General features: G+C 53.3%; 13 protein-coding genes. 11 read left to right on the top strand and 2 right to left on the bottom strand.

The genetic code is table 11. The annotated features are described in order from the left end of the window. Positions 1 to 340 precede the first annotated feature (340 nt). Complete coding sequence (locus tag ACQGXV_RS20140) at positions 341 to 703, bottom strand: helix-turn-helix domain-containing protein (RefSeq protein WP_440862913.1); 363 nt, start codon at positions 701 to 703, stop codon at positions 341 to 343. A 496-nt stretch (positions 704 to 1,199) separates the two neighbouring features. Between ACQGXV_RS20140 and ACQGXV_RS20145 the strand changes: the two genes are divergently transcribed. From ACQGXV_RS20145 to ACQGXV_RS20195, 11 genes are all read left to right on the top strand, one after another. Then, positions 1,200 to 1,790, top strand: coding sequence for an AraC family transcriptional regulator (locus ACQGXV_RS20145; protein ID WP_440862914.1), 591 nt, complete (start codon positions 1,200 to 1,202; stop codon positions 1,788 to 1,790). A gap of 90 nt (positions 1,791 to 1,880) precedes the next feature. After that, positions 1,881 to 3,008, top strand: a complete 1,128-nt coding sequence (gene pdxB, locus ACQGXV_RS20150; protein WP_440862915.1) for a 4-phosphoerythronate dehydrogenase PdxB — start codon at positions 1,881 to 1,883, stop codon at positions 3,006 to 3,008. A gap of 101 nt (positions 3,009 to 3,109) precedes the next feature. Beyond that, a complete protein-coding gene (locus tag ACQGXV_RS20155) occupies positions 3,110 to 4,120 on the top strand; it encodes an aspartate-semialdehyde dehydrogenase (protein ID WP_440862916.1) in 1,011 nt (336 codons plus the stop codon). After that, on the top strand, positions 4,120 to 4,941 hold the full coding sequence (gene truA / locus ACQGXV_RS20160; protein WP_440862917.1) for a tRNA pseudouridine(38-40) synthase TruA: 822 nt from the start codon (positions 4,120 to 4,122) through the stop codon (positions 4,939 to 4,941). Before ACQGXV_RS20155 ends, truA begins: the two co-directional genes overlap by 1 nt. 78 nt (positions 4,942 to 5,019) lie before the next feature. Further along, complete coding sequence (locus ACQGXV_RS20165) at positions 5,020 to 5,691, top strand: DedA family protein (RefSeq protein WP_440867529.1); 672 nt, start codon at positions 5,020 to 5,022, stop codon at positions 5,689 to 5,691. A gap of 426 nt (positions 5,692 to 6,117) precedes the next feature. After that, entirely contained in the window at positions 6,118 to 7,035 is a 918-nt protein-coding gene (accD, locus tag ACQGXV_RS20170; RefSeq protein WP_440862918.1) for an acetyl-CoA carboxylase, carboxyltransferase subunit beta, read from the top strand. A gap of 239 nt (positions 7,036 to 7,274) precedes the next feature. Next, positions 7,275 to 8,543 carry a bifunctional tetrahydrofolate synthase/dihydrofolate synthase gene (gene folC, locus ACQGXV_RS20175; RefSeq protein ID WP_440862919.1) on the top strand — a complete coding sequence of 423 codons (1,269 nt, stop codon included), beginning with the start codon at positions 7,275 to 7,277 and terminating at the stop codon, positions 8,541 to 8,543. Beyond that, positions 8,533 to 9,291 carry a cell division protein DedD gene (dedD, locus tag ACQGXV_RS20180; RefSeq protein WP_440862920.1) on the top strand — a complete coding sequence of 253 codons (759 nt, stop codon included), beginning with the start codon at positions 8,533 to 8,535 and terminating at the stop codon, positions 9,289 to 9,291. Before folC ends, dedD begins: the two co-directional genes overlap by 11 nt. Positions 9,292 to 9,652: 361 nt before the next feature. Continuing rightward, positions 9,653 to 10,153 carry a colicin V production protein gene (gene cvpA / locus ACQGXV_RS20185; protein ID WP_222157580.1) on the top strand — a complete coding sequence of 167 codons (501 nt, stop codon included), beginning with the start codon at positions 9,653 to 9,655 and terminating at the stop codon, positions 10,151 to 10,153. A gap of 21 nt (positions 10,154 to 10,174) precedes the next feature. After that, on the top strand, positions 10,175 to 11,692 hold the full coding sequence (gene purF, locus ACQGXV_RS20190; protein WP_440862921.1) for an amidophosphoribosyltransferase: 1,518 nt from the start codon (positions 10,175 to 10,177) through the stop codon (positions 11,690 to 11,692). A gap of 123 nt (positions 11,693 to 11,815) precedes the next feature. Then, a complete protein-coding gene (locus ACQGXV_RS20195; RefSeq protein ID WP_440862922.1) occupies positions 11,816 to 12,385 on the top strand; it encodes a UbiX family flavin prenyltransferase in 570 nt (189 codons plus the stop codon). Here the strand turns inward: ACQGXV_RS20195 and ACQGXV_RS20200 are convergent. Continuing rightward, a complete protein-coding gene (locus ACQGXV_RS20200) occupies positions 12,382 to 12,579 on the bottom strand; it encodes a hypothetical protein (protein WP_440862923.1) in 198 nt (65 codons plus the stop codon). The two genes, ACQGXV_RS20195 and ACQGXV_RS20200, sit on opposite strands and share 4 nt — an antisense overlap. Between the last annotated feature and the right edge of the window lie 179 nt (positions 12,580 to 12,758).

A 12,758-nucleotide genomic window follows, 5' to 3' on the forward strand; every position in this document is an offset into this window, starting at 1 on the left:
GGCTAATTCTGATTTATTCAACAAAGCCACTTCAACAACTAAGTTTTCCAGCCGTAATGCTTTTTATTGTGCTAACTACTTGATTTGTCGTTCTAACAAAATACAGTCTCTGTACATGCATTCTACCTAAAGAAGATGTAAATCAAACGGTTAAATTATTCAACAAAGCCTCTCGGAATGCTTTTTATTGTGCTAACTATTTGATTTGTCGTTCTAACAAAATACATTCTCTGTAAATGCATTCTAACTAAAGAAGATGTAAATCAAACGGTTAAATTATTCAACAAAGCCATTCCGAGAGGAAAAATTAGTCGTTGAAATTTTATAATGCTTATATAAATCAGTATCTTAAATTATTCAACAAAGCCCATTCTCGCCCCAAGGTCATCTCTAAAACCGGCAATAATATTTTTACCCAGCGACATACCCGTGTTCTATCTAAACCAAAAAGAAGTCCTTGCAAATCATAGGTCGGATAACATTTTAAATACAATAAAATAAAAAGCAGTTTATCTAATGGGGTTGGGATAAATCCTTTCTGCCCTGCACCCATCTGTCGCTCGTGATCTTTTCGATTCTTTTTCCGATAAATCAAATAACAAGCTGAAAATTCAGCGGCTAAATTTTTCAATTCTTCGACTGATAATCCAATGATTGCTTTACATAAACGATTATCTCGTAACAACCGCTCTTTGTTGATCATTTCAAACCTTTATTCTCTAAGTTAAACCTCTTTTTATTCTCAATAGCCTGACAAAAAATGCAAGTCTCTATTCAGCAACTAGTTTATAGTGAAAAACAGACATCCTGAACAGCAAGACAGACAACATGACACGACAACGATCTTACTACCGTCCCGAAGGCATACCGCCGCACGGGGTGTTTTTGCGCACCGAAGCGGTCAGCGCGGATACGGAATACATGCCTCAGGCTTTGTTGAATAATTTAACCGTTTGATTTACATCTTCTTTAGGTAGAATGCATGTACAGAGACTGTATTTTGTTAGAACGACAAATCAAGTAGTTAGCACAATAAAAAGCATTACGGCTGGAAAACTTAGTTGTTGAAGTGTTATAATAATTATGTAAATCAGCATGTTAAATTATTCAACAAAGCCCATGCCTCATTGTCATGAGTGGGGGCAATTGCTGTATGTGGTTTCTGGCGTTGTGGTGCTGCGTCTTGCACAGGAGCGTTTTTGGGCACCGACCCATTTTGCTATCTGGTTGCCGCAGGGGTTGAGCACGCTTGCTACAATCAACGTCAGGCCACCATTCGCACCATCAATTTCGATACGCGCTGGTATGCAGAACTTCCCGAAACGCAGTGTCTGCTCGAGGTCGGCCCGCTGTTTAAGGCGATTCAGGATGATTTGTTCGCGCGCGACGTGCTGATCCCTCACGATAAACCCGATCTGCGTTTGTGCCGTGTGCTGTGCGATCAAATGACGCTGGCACCGCGCCAACGCAATTACTTGCCGGGAACCGACGATCGCCTATTGGCTCCGGTGTTGCATGCGCTTGAACAGTGTCCGGCGGATAATCGTACGCTGGCGCAATGGGCAACCGAGGTCTATAGCACGGAACGCACGCTGTCTCGGCGCTGTCAGGCATTGCTCGGCATCTCATTCAGCGAGTGGCGCCAGCGGCTACGTTACCTGCAAGCGCTGGCATTGTTGCGTCAGGGCATGAGCGTGCAGTCAGTCGGCTACAGCTCTTCATCGGCGTTTATCGCGATGTTTCGCCAGCAAAGTGGCTCCACGCCGGAAGGGTATCGAACCCGACCTTAATCGATGGGGATAGCGTTGGGATTCTTTATCATTCGGTGGCAAAATAGTGCCCCTGTTTTTCTTGCTAGCGTTGCCTGACCGGGGTCGTACATGAAAATTGTGGTTGATGAGAATATGCCTTATGCGCGCGAGCTGTTCAGCCGCGTGGGTGAAGTGGTGGCTGTGCCGGGAAGGCCGTTGCCCGTTGAGGCGCTGGCACAGGCACACGCTCTGATGGTGCGCTCCGTGACGCCGGTTAATGCCGTCCTGTTAGCGGATTCGGGCGTGACCTTCGTCGGCAGCGCCACGGCGGGTACCGATCATGTGGATGAAACCTGGTTGCGCGATCAGGGTATCGGATTTTCCGCCGCGCCCGGCTGCAATGCCATCGCGGTGGTGGAATACGTTTTTTCTGCCCTGCTGATGCTGACGGAGCGAGATGGTTTTTCGTTGCGCGACAAAACCGTCGGTATTGTCGGTGTGGGCAACGTCGGGCGGCGTTTGCAGGCACGCCTTAACGCCTGGGGCGTGAAGACATTACTGTGCGATCCTCCTCGCGCGCGAAAGGGGAATGTTGGTCCCTTTTTGCCGCTGGATGCGCTACTGCGTGACGCGGATATTGTCACGCTGCATACCCCCTTGACCAAGGGGGGCCCCGATAACACCCTGCACCTGATTGATGATGCGGTGCTTGCCGCCTTGTCCGCTGGCCGTATTTTGATCAACGCCTGTCGCGGACCGGTCGTCGATAACGCAGCGCTGCTGCGGGCGTTACAGCAGGGCAAGGATCTGCGCGTGGTGCTGGACGTGTGGGAGCCGGAACCGGGACTTTCGCTGGATTTACTGGCGCGCGCTGACGTGGGGACGGCGCATATTGCCGGTTATACGTTAGAAGGCAAGGCGCGCGGTACCACGCAAGTGTTTGAGGCGTTGTGTCAGTTCATCGGGCAGCCTCAGCAAGTGCCGCTGTCATCGCTGTTGCCTGCCCCGGATATCACGGATGTTCACGTAACGGCACCTCTCGATCAAGCGTTGCTTAAGCGTCTGGTGCATCTGGTGTATGATGTTCGCCGTGACGATGCGCTATTGCGCCAGTCTGCTGCTCAATCTTGCGGATTTGATCGTCTGCGTAAACACTATCAGGAGCGCCGCGAATGGTCTTCGCTGCGTGTCACTTGTTCTGATGAGGCCAGTGTGGCCTGTCTGAATGCATTAGGTTTCACTGCCGTCTTACCGTAATTCGGTGAGAGGGTGTCATAAATACGTCGTTTTTAGCGTAGGGTCTTCGGGGGGAAATATACCGCCCGAGCAAGAGGTATTGACTAATGGGAGAACACCACATGTCTGACGGCTGGAATATTGCGCTATTGGGCGCAACGGGTGCGGTGGGAACGGCGCTGCTGGAGTTGTTGCAAGAGCGCGAGTTTCCCGTAGGCACGCTCTATCCGCTTGCCAGCGAACGCAGCGTGGGGGAATCCGTGAGGGTCAACGGCAAATCCTGGCAGGTTGAGGATGCGGCTTATTTTGATTGGTCTCAGGCTCAGTTGGCCTTCTTTGTCGCCGGTAACGAAGCGAGCGCACGTTACGCGGAAGAGGCGGGTAACGCAGGCTGTCTGGTGATCGACAGCAGCGATCTGTTCGCGCGCGAGCCAGATGTCCCGTTGGTGGTACCGGGGGTCAACACCAATGTGCTGGCCGATTACCGTAATCGCAATATTGTGGCGGTGGCAGACAGTCTGGTGAGCCAACTGCTGCTGGCTATCAAACCGCTGATCGATCAAGCCGGGCTGTCACGTCTTCACGTCACCAATCTGCTCTCTGTGTCGGCGCTGGGCAAAGCGGCGGTAGACGATTTGGCCGGGCAGAGTGCCCGTTTGTTGAACGGCATCCCACCGGAACCGGGTTTGTTTGCCAAACAGCTGGCGTTCAACGTGCTGCCGTTGCTGGCCGATGCGCAAGGCAGCGTGGCGCAAGAGCGCCGACTGGTGGATCAGGTGCGTAAGGTGTTACAGGACGAAGGGCTGCCTATTTCTGTTAATTGCTTACAGGCTCCGGTGTTTTACGGCCATGCGCAGGTCGTACACCTTGAGGCACTACGACCGCTGTCTGCGGAGGAGGCCCGGGATGAGCTCGCACGCGCTGAAGATGTTCAACTCAGTGATGAAGACGACTACCCGACGCAGGTGGAAGATGCGTCTGACAACGTTCAGCTCAAGATTGGCTGTCTGCGCAATGATTATGGCATTCCCGAGCTGCTGCAATTCTGGTCGGTGGCGGATAACGTACGCTTTGGCGGCGCATTGATGGCGGTGGAAACGGCAGAACGGCTGGTGCAGGAGTATCTGGGGTAATGTCAGACAGTAATTTGTCGCAGCAGCCTGCTGGTATCAAGGTGGCGCTGGGCATTGAGTATGACGGCAGCCGCTATTATGGCTGGCAGCGTCAGGCTGAAGTAGAGAGCGTGCAAGGGCATCTGGAGCAGGCACTGAGTAAAGTAGCCGATGAGCCGATTACCGTGTTTTGCGCCGGCAGAACCGATGCTGGCGTGCATGCTACCGGGCAAGTGGTGCACTTCATCACCCAGGCTCAGCGCAAAGATGCTGCCTGGAGCATGGGCGTCAATGCCCATTTACCACCGGATATCGCCGTGCGTTGGGTGAAGACTGTCGATGACGATTTTCATGCGCGTTTCAGCGCCACGGCGCGTCGCTATCGCTACATTATTTTTAATCATCGCCTGCGTCCGGCGGTACTGGCACGGGGCGTAACGCAGTTCCACTTCCCGCTGGATGCGGCGCGCATGGAACGCGCCGGGCAAAGCCTGCTGTGTGAGAATGACTTCACGTCGTTTCGCGCCGTGCAATGCCAGTCGCGCACGCCGTGGCGCAATGTAAATCATTTAAAGGTTACGCGTCATGGCGCTTACATCGTGGTAGATATTAAAGCCAATGCGTTTGTGCATCATATGGTGCGCAATATCGTCGGCAGCCTGATGGAAGTGGGATGCGGTAATCAGCCTGAATCTTGGATAGCCGAACTGCTGGCGGCCAAAGATCGCTCGTTGGCGGCCGCCACGGCGCGCGCAGACGGTCTTTATCTGGTGGCGGTAGATTATCCGGCGCGTTTCGCACTGCCCGTGGCGCCAATGGGCCCGCTGTTTCTGGAAGATTGACCTGTGGCGGGCGGTTGTACCGCGCCACGCTAAACACGAGAGGATTGTCACGGCATTGCGCCGTGAAACATGCACATGATGGAACTTGTCGCGTTTGTACGCTTTATCATCGATTTTATTCTGCATATTGACGTTCACCTCGCGGAACTGGTTGCGCAATACGGTGTCTGGATTTATGCCATTCTGTTTTTGATCCTGTTTTGCGAAACCGGTCTGGTGGTGACGCCGTTTCTGCCGGGGGATTCCTTGTTGTTTGTTGCCGGAGCGCTGGCGGCGCTGCCCACCAACGATCTCAATGTGCACACCATGGTGGCGCTGATGATTATGGCGGCCATACTGGGAGATGCGGTCAATTACACCATCGGGCGATTGTTCGGGGAAAAGCTGTTCAGTAACCCCCATTCGAAAATTTTTCGCCGCAGTTATCTGGATAAAACGCATCAGTTTTATGCTCGCCACGGCGGTAAAACGATTATTCTGGCGCGCTTCGTACCGATTGTGAGAACATTCGCGCCGTTTGTCGCTGGTATGGGACATATGCGCTACCGCCACTTTGCTCTCTATAATGTGGTAGGTGCATTGCTGTGGGTATTGCTGTTTACCTACGCAGGTTACCTGTTCGGCGATCTGCCGATTGTGCAAGAAAACTTGAAGTTATTGATTGTCGCTATTATTTTCATCTCTATTTTGCCGGGGATCATTGAAATCTGGCGGCATCAACGAGCGGCGGCTCGGGGCTTTGTTGAATAATTTAACCGTTTGATTTACATCTTCTTTAGTTAGAATGCATTTACAGAGAATGTATTTTGTTAGAACGACAAATCAAATAGTTAGCACAATAAAAAGCATTCCGAGAGGAAAAATTAGTCGTTGAAATTTTATAATGCTTATATAAATCAGTATCTTAAATTATTCAACAAAGCCGCGGCTCGGGCGAATAGCCCATCGCGTTCGCAAGAATAAACGTGGTAATCGCTCCGGTTTGACCAGTTTTCTATCCACAGTACCGGAGTGTTATGGTTTAATGAGCGGCATTTATGGTCTGTCCTCGATGACGACCTGCGTTACCAGCGCCTTGCCATCCTGGTATAAACACCGGTTGGGGCTGCGGTATGCGAGCGTAGTGACGGGGTAGAGCGGACTGGCCACGGCCAGGTTCAAGCAGAAAGGTTATCAATGAGCTGGATTGAACGAATTCTTAACAAGAGCAACATTACACCGACCCGCAAGGCCAATATTCCTGAAGGGGTATGGACCAAATGTGACAGTTGTGGTCAGGTGCTTTACCGCGCCGAATTGGAGCGTAATCTTGAGGTGTGCCCGAAATGTGACCACCACATGCGACTTTCCGCCCGTGCGCGCTTGAATTCGTTTCTGGATAAGGACAGCGTGGTTGAGTTGGGCAGTGAGTTGGAGCCCAAGGATGCGCTGAAGTTCAAAGACTCTAAGAAATACAAAGATCGTCTGGTTGCAGCACAGAAACAGTCTGACGAAAAAGACGCGTTGGTGGTGATGAAAGGCACGCTGTACGGCATGCCGGTGGTCGCCGCTTCTTTTGAATTTGCCTTTATGGGCGGTTCGATGGCCTCTGTCGTCGGTGCGCGTTTTGTGCGTGCGGTTGAGCAGGCGTTGGAAGATTGCTGTCCGCTGGTGTGTTTCTCCGCCAGTGGCGGTGCACGTATGCAGGAAGCGCTGATGTCGCTGATGCAAATGGCGAAAACCAGCGCGGCGTTGGCAAAAATGCGCGAGCGCGGTCTGCCTTACATCTCGGTATTGACCGATCCGACCATGGGCGGCGTGTCAGCCAGTCTGGCAATGCTCGGCGATTTGAATATTGCTGAACCCAAAGCGCTGATCGGTTTTGCCGGCCCGCGTGTTATCGAACAGACGGTACGTGAAAAATTGCCGCCGGGTTTCCAACGCAGTGAATTCCTGCTGGAGAAAGGGGCGATTGACATGATCGTGCGCCGCCCGGAAATGCGCTTTAAGTTAGCCAGCATGCTGTCTCGGTTGACCAAACACCCTGAGCCAGTGGACACCGCGGAGGTTCGTCCGCCGGAAGTGACCACTGAACCGCAGGATGATGCGCAATAAGTGACACATGAACAGGGTGCGACAGAATTGTGCTTAGGCCGTTCTGTGCGCCCTGTATCAATGAACCGTAAGCTAGGCTGTGTCCCTTAATTGCACGATAGATGAAAAATCGTACAAAGCAGGCTGTTTTTGACAGTAAAAAAAACCAAAATCAGTCCAAAAAACGAACAGATTCGATGTGTTTTTCTCATTTCCAATCAGTGAAAATTAATTAAGGGACACAGCCTAGTGAGGGACTCATGGAAAATCTTCTCATTCCCCAAGCCACGTCGCCTTTGGCCGCGTGGCTTCATTATCTGGAGCACCTGCACGCCACTGCCATTGATATGGGATTGACGCGTGTTCAACAGGTTGCCGACCGCCTTCTCCTGCTGCGTCCGGCCCCAACGGTGTTTACCGTCGCGGGCACCAACGGAAAAGGCACCACCTGTTGTACGCTGGAAGCCATTCTGATGGCGGCGGGTTTACGTGTCGGCGTTTACAGTTCACCCCACCTGCTGCGTTATACCGAACGGGTGCGTATTCAAGGCCAGGAATTGCCGGAAGCCGCGCACACTCAGGCATTTGCCGAGATCGAGGCCGGGCGTGGCGATGTCTCGTTGACCTATTTCGAGTTTGGCACCCTCGCGGCGCTGCACCTGCTCAGGCAGGCGAATCTGGATGTGGTGATTCTGGAAGTTGGGTTAGGTGGGCGTCTGGATGCTACCAATATCGTGGATGCCGACGTGGCGGTGGTGACCAGTATTGAGCTCGATCATACTGACTGTTTAGGGCATGACCGCGAAAGTATTGGTCGTGAAAAGGCCGGCATCTTCCGCCGTCATACTCCCGCCGTGGTGGGGGAGACGGATATGCCTGCTTCTATTGCGGCCGTGGCTGAAGAGAAAGGGGCCGTGTTGTTCAAGCGCGATCGCGATTGGCACTTTGCACTTGAAGGTGACGGCTGGTATTGGCAATCGACCGATGGCGAGCGCATGACGCTGCCGTTGCCAAACGTCCCGTTGCCCAACGCGGCGACGGCGCTGGCCGCGCTGCGTCAGGGGCCAATTAATGTCCCTTTGGCTGCGATTGAACAGGGGCTGCGCCGCGCGGCGTTACCGGGCCGGTTCCAAACGGTGAGCGAACAGCCAACGCTGATTCTGGATGTCGCGCACAATCCTCATGCGGCGGCCTATCTGGCCGGACGATTGGCACAGTTGCCAAAAACCGGCAAAGTGCGGGCAGTGATTGGTATGCTGGCTGACAAAGATATTTCCGGTACGCTCGCGCACCTCAAACCCGTAGTGGATGAATGGTATTGCGCCCCGCTGGAAGGACCACGCGGTGCCAGTGCTGAATTGATAGCAGCACATCTGGACCGCAGCCGGTCGTTTGGTGATGTCGCGACCGCCTGGCATCAGGCGATGCAAGACGCAGATACGCAGGATACCGTTGTAGTGTGCGGATCTTTTCATACGGTAGCGCATGTGATGGAAGCGCAGGAGGAGAGGGGGTCGAATGGCAAGTAAGTTTCAAAACCGTCTGGTCGGCACCATTATTCTGGTGGCGTTGGGCGTTATTGTGCTGCCTGCTCTGCTGGATGGCAAAAAGAAACATTACGAAGATGAGTTTGCCGCAATTCCTCTGGTGCCTAAGCCGGGTGACAGCACGGAGGCCGAATCTCTGCCTTCACTGAACCAGTCGTTGCCCAGCCAGCCGCCGGAAGGGGCACAGCAGGCGATGCAAGGACAGCCGGCTCAGGGCGGTGTGACGGCGCCTGAGGATGACGGTGCCATGCAGGCACCACCGAGCAGTACGCCTCCGCCTTCTGCCGCACCGATAGAAATTGCCCCACCCGCCGTGGCGGCGCGGCCCGTAACGCCTAAAGCGGACGTGAAGCCTGAAACCAAACCCAAGACGAAGCCGGAAATCAAACCGGAAGTGAAGCCTGAGCCGAAACCGGAAAGCAAGCCGGCAACGCCTACACCGCCGCCCGCAGCGCAACCGGAGGTTAAACCGGAAACGGCGCCCGCAGGACACGCCTACGTCGTGCAACTGGGCGCGTTGAAAAATGCGGATAAGGTGAATGAAATTGTGGCCAAGCTGCGCCTGTCGGGATATCGCGCTTATACGGTGCCATCGACACCCGTTGCCGGGGAGATCTCTCGCATTTACGTCGGGCCGGATGCGTCAAAACAGAAATTACAGTCCGACCTCGGCGAACTGCAACAACTGAGTGGACTGAGCGGGCAAGTCAGAAACTACAGCGCACGGTAAGGGGTACCAGAGGGCTATGTTCACCGAGGCTGTTGGCAAAACCCACTAAATCGATCATCCCCGTCTACCGCGTCATTACCGTGTAGGCGGGGATCTCTTGCAGAAGAAATGCGTTCATTCTTGCATGGATCCCCGGCGTTTGCCGAGGATGACGAGAAAGAAAAGTGACTTTGCCAGTGCGCTGCCAGCAAATTCTCCTATCGGTGAAATCGTTGGGAAATAGGCTACGCAACCGTTTTCTTTTTCTGTTAGAATGCGCCGCGAACAAGATGATGAGCGGCGCTATGCTCTCTTGAATCGGCGGTAATGATTGTTGGTGCGAGAGAGGTTGTGTTGGCATCGTTCGTGAGTGAGAGAATTCATGGTTTGGGTTGATTACGTCATCATTGGCATTATTGGTTTCTCTGCGCTGGTCAGTTTGATCCGGGGCTTTGTTCGTGAGGCGCTTTCGCTGATCACCTGGGGCAGTGCATTCTTTGTAGCCAGCCATTATTACCCATACCTGTCGGTCTATTTCACGCGTTTTGAAGACGAGCTGGTGCGCAACGGGGTTGCCATCGCCATTCTGTTTATTGCGACATTGATTGTGGGAGCGATCGTCAACTATGTGATTGGTTCACTGGTTGAACGAACCGGGCTTTCAGGCACCGACAGGGTACTGGGCATTTGCTTTGGTGCGCTGCGCGGCGTGTTGATTGTCTCCGCACTGCTGTTCTTTTTGGATACCTTTACCGGTTTTTCACAAAGCGACGACTGGAAACGGTCTCAGCTCATCCCGCAGTTTAGCTATATCATCAGGTGGTTTTTCGACTACCTGCAGAGCACGTCAAGTTTCTTGCCGCAGCACATAGAGCTGCGGTAGCGCTGATGAGGAAAAGACAACATGTGCGGTATTGTCGGTATCGCCGGTTTTACACCGGTAAACCAGTCGATTTATGACGCGTTAACGGTGTTACAGCACCGTGGACAAGATGCCGCAGGCATCGTCACCATCGATCCCATGAACTGCTTCCGCCTGCGTAAGGCGAACGGCTTGGTGAAGGACGCATTTGAGGCGCGTCATATGCAGCGCCTGCAAGGCAATATGGGCGTGGGACATGTGCGTTATCCTACCGCGGGCAGCTCCAGCGCATCGGAGGCCCAGCCGTTTTATGTCAATTCCCCGTTTGGCATCACGCTGGCGCACAACGGTAACCTGACCAACGCTCATGAACTGCGCAAACAGCTGTTTGAGCAAGGGCGTCGCCACGTTAACACCACTTCTGATTCAGAGATCCTGCTTAATATCTTTGCCTGCGAGTTGGATCGTTTTCAGCACTATCCGCTGGATGCCGACAACGTGTTTGCCGCCGTTGCCGCGACCCACAAAATGATTCGTGGTGCTTATGCCTGCGTCGGGATGATCATCGGACACGGTTTGTTCGCTTTCCGCGATCCAAACGGTATCCGTCCGCTGGTGATCGGCAAGCGCGAACTGGCCGATGGCCGTATCGAGTATATGGTGGCTTCGGAGAGCGTGGCGCTCGATACCCTTGGCTTTGAGTTCTTACGTGACGTAGCGCCGGGAGAGTCGGTTTACATCACTGAGAAAGGGCAACTGTTTACGCGCCAGTGCGCCGAAAACCCGAAAAGCAACCCGTGTCTGTTCGAGTATGTCTATTTTGCTCGCCCGGACTCTTTTATCGACAAAATTTCGGTCTACAGCGCCCGTGTGCGCATGGGCCAAAAGCTGGGCGAGAAGATTGCCCGCGTGTGGGAAGATCTGGATATCGATGTAGTGATCCCGATTCCAGAAACCTCCTGCGATATCGCCTTGGAGATTGCGCGCATTATCTATAAACCGTACCGCCAGGGGTTTGTGAAAAACCGCTATGTTGGCCGTACCTTTATCATGCCGGGTCAGGAACAGCGTAAAAACTCGGTGCGTCGCAAATTGAACGCTAACCGCGCTGAGTTCCGCGACAAAAACGTGCTGCTGGTGGATGACTCCATCGTGCGTGGTACCACCTCGGAGCAAATTGTCGAGATGGCGCGTGAAGCCGGTGCACGCCGCGTTTATCTGGCCTCTGCCGCGCCGGAAATTCGTTTCCCTAACGTGTACGGCATTGATATGCCGAGCGCCAATGAGCTGATTGCCCATGGTCGCGAAGTGGAAGAGATTCGCCAAATTATTGGTGCCGATGCCCTGATTTTCCAGGATTTGGACGATTTGATCGCCGCCTCGCGGGAAGAAAACCCGGATATCGTGCAGTTTGAATGCTCGGTATTTAACGGTATCTACGTGACAAAAGATGTCGATCAGGGTTACCTCGACTATCTGGAAGGATTGCGTAATGACGATGCCAAAGCGTTACGTGGTCAGAACGAAGTCGAAGATCTGGAACTGCATAACGAAGGTTAATGTCATCCACGCTGCCAATTGGCAATGAAAGTGAGAAGGGAGGTGCGTCAGCGCCTCCCTTTGTTGCTTATTGAGCGGGGATAAGGCAAAGTCTTTTTGTACAGCGGCATTTCGAGGTTTGGCATGAAACGACTCATTATTGGACTTTCCGGTGCCAGCGGCGCAATTTATGGCGTGCGCCTGTTGCAGGTGTTACAGCCGTTGGCCGACGTGGAAACCCATTTGATCATGAGTACAGCCGCCCGACAAACGCTGACGCTCGAAACTGATTTTACTGTGCGCGATGTGCAGGCATTGGCGGATATGGTGCATGACAGCCGTGACATCGCCGCGTCGCTGTCGTCCGGTTCGTTTCGCACCGCAGGAATGGTGATTCTCCCGTGTTCCATCAAAACCCTCTCGGGGGTTGTGCACAGCTACAGCGATAACTTATTGATTCGCGCCGCAGATGTGATATTGAAAGAGCGTCGCCCATTGGTGTTGTGCGTGCGTGAAACCCCGTTGCACCTCGGGCATCTGCGTATGATGACGGCTGCCGCAGAAATGGGCGCGGTGATCATGCCGCCCGTTCCCGCGTTTTATCACCGTCCGCAAACGTTGCAAGACGTGGTGGATCAAACCGTCAACCGCGTGCTCGATCAGTTTGATATTGAACTGCCTGAAGCGCTGTTCACACGCTGGCAGGGCAGTTAACCGCGTCCAATCGTAAAAACACACCAATCAGGTGCAATTCCGCTCACCTTTTCTCTCGCTTTCTTGCATGTCTGCGCAAGGTTTGCACTACGCTTAAGCGATGATGCGATGTTATTGTGCAAATGTTGATTGGTTTGCACCAAAATGTTGCCGGGAAAGCGCGCCGTCTCTTTCCCGATCAACGCATGCATCATTACCCTCATCAGGGTGGCCCTATCACTACGCGCCTGCGGTAGATTTCGGATTTATTCGTATTCAGCTGCGATTATGGCGCGGATTCTGCATGGTTTCTGCTGATGAGACTGGCGGCGCTGGCATCCCTTTCGCGCTAGAGCGCGCAGGCGTCTGACCGCCCCTTTACGCTTAGTGATAT

The organism is Symbiopectobacterium purcellii (genome assembly GCF_052050035.1).
GTDB classification, from domain to species: Bacteria; Pseudomonadota; Gammaproteobacteria; order Enterobacterales; family Enterobacteriaceae; genus Symbiopectobacterium; species Symbiopectobacterium purcellii_A.

Bases quoted from the DNA above. Each gene is read 5' to 3' on its own strand.
- dedD (WP_440862920.1), top strand. From the start codon at position 8,533: ATGGCAAGTAAGTTTCAAAACCGTCTGGTCGGCACCATTATTCTGGTG.
- purF (WP_440862921.1), top strand. From the start codon at position 10,175: ATGTGCGGTATTGTCGGTATCGCCGGTTTTACACCGGTAAACCAGTCG.
- cvpA (WP_222157580.1), top strand. From the start codon at position 9,653: ATGGTTTGGGTTGATTACGTCATCATTGGCATTATTGGTTTCTCTGCG.
- ACQGXV_RS20155 (WP_440862916.1), top strand. From the start codon at position 3,110: ATGTCTGACGGCTGGAATATTGCGCTATTGGGCGCAACGGGTGCGGTG.
- accD (WP_440862918.1), top strand. From the start codon at position 6,118: ATGAGCTGGATTGAACGAATTCTTAACAAGAGCAACATTACACCGACC.
- ACQGXV_RS20140 (WP_440862913.1), bottom strand. From the start codon at position 703: ATGATCAACAAAGAGCGGTTGTTACGAGATAATCGTTTATGTAAAGCA.
- ACQGXV_RS20195 (WP_440862922.1), top strand. From the start codon at position 11,816: ATGAAACGACTCATTATTGGACTTTCCGGTGCCAGCGGCGCAATTTAT.
- folC (WP_440862919.1), top strand. From the start codon at position 7,275: ATGGAAAATCTTCTCATTCCCCAAGCCACGTCGCCTTTGGCCGCGTGG.
- pdxB (WP_440862915.1), top strand. From the start codon at position 1,881: ATGAAAATTGTGGTTGATGAGAATATGCCTTATGCGCGCGAGCTGTTC.
- truA (WP_440862917.1), top strand. From the start codon at position 4,120: ATGTCAGACAGTAATTTGTCGCAGCAGCCTGCTGGTATCAAGGTGGCG.
- ACQGXV_RS20165 (WP_440867529.1), top strand. From the start codon at position 5,020: ATGGAACTTGTCGCGTTTGTACGCTTTATCATCGATTTTATTCTGCAT.
- ACQGXV_RS20200 (WP_440862923.1), bottom strand. From the start codon at position 12,579: ATGATGCATGCGTTGATCGGGAAAGAGACGGCGCGCTTTCCCGGCAAC.